Source organism: uncultured Boseongicola sp. (assembly GCF_937988555.1).
In the GTDB taxonomy this organism is placed as follows: Bacteria; Pseudomonadota; Alphaproteobacteria; order Rhodobacterales; family Rhodobacteraceae; genus Boseongicola.
This window is the reverse complement of sequence record NZ_CALJXO010000167.1, coordinates 1-3292: the sequence shown is the minus strand read 5'-3', so window position 1 is coordinate 3292 and position 3292 is coordinate 1. Positions and strand designations below refer to the sequence as shown.

Annotated in this window: 3 protein-coding genes; 1 reads left to right on the top strand and 2 read right to left on the bottom strand. The window is 57.2% G+C overall.

The window, feature by feature from the left end:
* Positions 1-2197 (top strand): NADP-dependent isocitrate dehydrogenase (locus Q1B15_RS09085; protein ID WP_299753200.1); only part of this gene is annotated, 2197 nt, incomplete at its 5' end.
* A 501-nt stretch (positions 2198-2698) separates the two neighbouring features.
* On the opposite strand, the gene Q1B15_RS09080 is transcribed toward Q1B15_RS09085, so the two are convergent.
* Both Q1B15_RS09080 and Q1B15_RS09075 read right to left on the bottom strand, forming a co-directional pair.
* Positions 2699-2839, bottom strand: a complete 141-nt coding sequence (locus tag Q1B15_RS09080) for a hypothetical protein (RefSeq protein ID WP_299753198.1) — start codon at positions 2837-2839, stop codon at positions 2699-2701.
* On the bottom strand, positions 2839-3292 hold a 454-nt coding region (locus Q1B15_RS09075; protein WP_299753196.1), incomplete at its 5' end, for a 3-keto-5-aminohexanoate cleavage protein. The genes Q1B15_RS09080 and Q1B15_RS09075, both read right to left, overlap by 1 nt.

Sequence of the window (3292 nt, the reverse complement as noted above, 5' to 3'; positions counted from 1 at the left end):
CGGCGAGGCCCCAGTCGACGAGGCGCCCCAGCTGGCCTCGGCGTCGCTTTTGCCGATTATTCGCGCCTTTGCAGGTGCTGCCGACGTAACATTCGGGACGAAAGACATCTCGCTCGCCGGGCGCATCATTGCCGCCTTCCCAGAAGGTTTGAGCGATGCACAGCGCCAACCCGATGATCTTGCAGAGCTTGGGCAGTTGGTGAAATCACCCGATGCCAACGTGATCAAACTGCCAAACATTTCGGCCTCGGTGCCGCAACTTGTGGCAGCCCTGAAAGAGCTTCAGTCCCAAGGCTACGACTTGCCAGACTATCCCGAAGACCCATCAAGCGAGGCCGAAACAGCCATCCGCTCCCGGTTTGACGCTATCAAGGGCTCGGCTGTGAACCCGGTGCTGCGCGAAGGCAATTCAGATCGCCGCGCCGCTGTTGCGGTCAAGAACTATGCCATGGCGAACCCGCATCGGATGGGCGTCTGGGCCGCGGACAGCAAGACGAAAGTGTCTTCGATGTCCGCCAACGACTTCTTTTCCAACGAAAAATCTTCAACGATCACCGAAGCTCAATCCGGTGCTTCCAAAATCGAATTTACCGACGCAAATGGTGCCACGACGCTTTTGAAGGATGGATTCCAACTGCCCAAGGGCACGGTCGTGGACACAACTTTTATGTCCGTCAAAGCGCTTGGCACATTCCTTGCCGAACAGATCGAAGCCACGAAAGCCGAGGGCACATTATTCTCGCTGCACCTGAAGGCCACAATGATGAAGGTCTCGGACCCGATCATCTTTGGGCACGCAGTACGTGCGTTTCTCGCCCCCGTCTTTGACAAACACAGCGCGGCTTTGGCCGATGCCGGCGTGAACCCAAATTCAGGCCTTGGCGCGGTTTTGGAGCGCATCGCCGAGATGGCAAACAGCACCGAGATCGAAGCTGACATCGCCGCCGTCATGGAGACCCGCCCTCCGATGTATATGGTGAATTCCGACAAGGGCATCACCAACTTGCATGTACCGTCGGACGTGATTATCGACGCATCTTTGCCGGCTTTGATCCGCGCCGGCGGCAAGGGCTGGGGCCCGGACGGCGAAGAAAGCGATACAAACTGCGTTATCCCAGACAATTCTTACGCCTCGGTCTACGAAGAGACGATCAACTACTTCAAAGAAACCGGCGCACTCGACCCGTCGACGTCCGGAACCGTGCAAAACATAGGCCTGATGGCGCAAAAAGCCGAAGAATACGGCTCACACCCGACGACGTTTGAAGTGCCTGCGGCCGGCACCGTTACGCTGACGGCGGCCAATGGCGATGTGATTCACAGCCATGCCGTCGAGGCAGGCGACATATGGCGCGCCGCGTCCACCAAAGAAGCGCCGATCCGCGACTGGGTGAAGCTGGCGATCTCGCGCCAAAAGGCTGAAGGCTGCCAAGCGGTGTTCTGGCTTGATGCCAGCCGCGCGCATGATGCAGAACTGATCGCCTATGTCGCGCCGATGCTGGCCGAAGCCGGTGTAACTGAAAACTTCCAAATCCTTGCCCCACGTGAAGCCACGCGTCTAACGCTGGAAACGATCCGCAAAGGCGAGACCTCGATTGCGATCACCGGCAATGTGTTGCGCGATTATCTGACAGATTTGTTCCCCATTCTTGAACTTGGAACATCGGCCAAGATGCTTTCGATAGTGAAGCTGATGAATGGCGGCGGTCTGTTTGAAACGGGTGCTGGCGGGTCGGCTCCCAAGCATGTGCAGCAATTGGTTGAAGAAAACCACCTCCGGTGGGATTCGCTTGGAGAATTCTGCGCCCTTGGCGAAAGCCTGAAATTTCTGGGCGAAACCAAAGGCAACGACCGCGCGCGGATCATAGGCGTGGCCGTGGATGCAGCGACCCAAGGCATTCTCGATCATAACAAATCACCGGGGCGTAAAGTTGGCCAGCCCGACAACCGCGACAGCCACTTCTATTTTGCGCTGTATTGGGCGGAAGCTTTGGCCGCACAGACCGAAGATGCCGATTTGGCCGAGCACTTCAAACCAATCGCCGCCGCCCTGGCCGAAAGCGCCGATAAGATCGTCGCGGAACTGGCACAAGTGCAAGGTAGACCGGCTGATTTGGGCGGATATTTCCACACTGATCCAGCAAAAACCGGCGCAATAATGCAGCCATCGCCAACGCTGAACGCGATCATCGGCTAAGGCGCCCTACTCCTTTTGGCTTTCCGCGAAAGACAAATTGGCCATCCCGGACGGGGTGGCCATTTTTGCGATTCGTGTGCCTTTCAGCAACTTTTTTTACGCACCCGTGAGCATCCTGTTTCACTACCGTTTCGAATACCCAAATCTGCCAAGTGACGTCTCATCAATGCGGGCGGCACCACCAAGAAAGATAACCGAAAGGAGCCTAAAAGCGCGACGTGTTTTGGTCACTGGCAGCGCAGGCTTCATCGTCTATCACTTGTGCAAAGACCAGCCCATGCGGGCTTGGAAGCCGTTCAAATCATTGCCACGCACATGCCCATCCGATATCAACACGCTCCGGTGCAAGCAGCACCGGTAAAAAAACTGAGACCTCCTCGTCAAACCGCAACACCACCAAATCCACCTCACAGACGAGGCGCATATTCCGGCTTGCGGTCAGCCAATTAGGTCAACTTGTTGATCGCTTTAGTGGTCATGAGGCATCCTGTGTTTCTCGGGTCAAAGCGCTCCTGCAAAACCGCCGTTTGCGGCGGGATTCTGGGCAGGATGAAGGAAAATAAAGTCGCCCTCCAATTCGGCGCGGTCGTGTGCAGCAATCGCAAATCGCATGGCTTTCTCGACCCCGACTGTGCGCGCCATCACCCTCCCAACCGCAGCCCCAGAATTTCCCGCGCCTGCTGCCATGTCGCCACGGGGCGTTCATACTTCTCAGCAATCCCAACCGCGCGCGCAACCAGTTCGGCGTTCGAGGCCGCCAGCCGCTCTTTGGTCAGCCGGACATTGTCCTCAAGCCCTGTGCGCGCATGCCCACCACTTGAAATAGCCCATTCGTTCAGGACCACCTGATTGGGCCCGATCCCCGCCGCACACCAGGCCGCGTCTTCGCCAAACAGCCGCTTCACGGTCTTGATATAAAAGTCAAAAACCTCGCGGTCCGCCGGCATCGCATTCTTCACCCCCATCACGAACTGCACATAGGGCGTGTCTGTGATCTGGCCCTTCGCGTGCATCTCGGCGGCCGTCAGAATGTGGCTCAAATCAAAAGCTTCGATCTCGGGCTTCACACCATTCACAACCATCTCTGACGCCAGC

Coding starts and splice junctions, on each gene's coding strand:
- Q1B15_RS09080 (WP_299753198.1), bottom strand. CDS start 2,839: ATGGCGCGCACAGTCGGGGTCGAGAAAGCCATGCGATTTGCGATTGCT.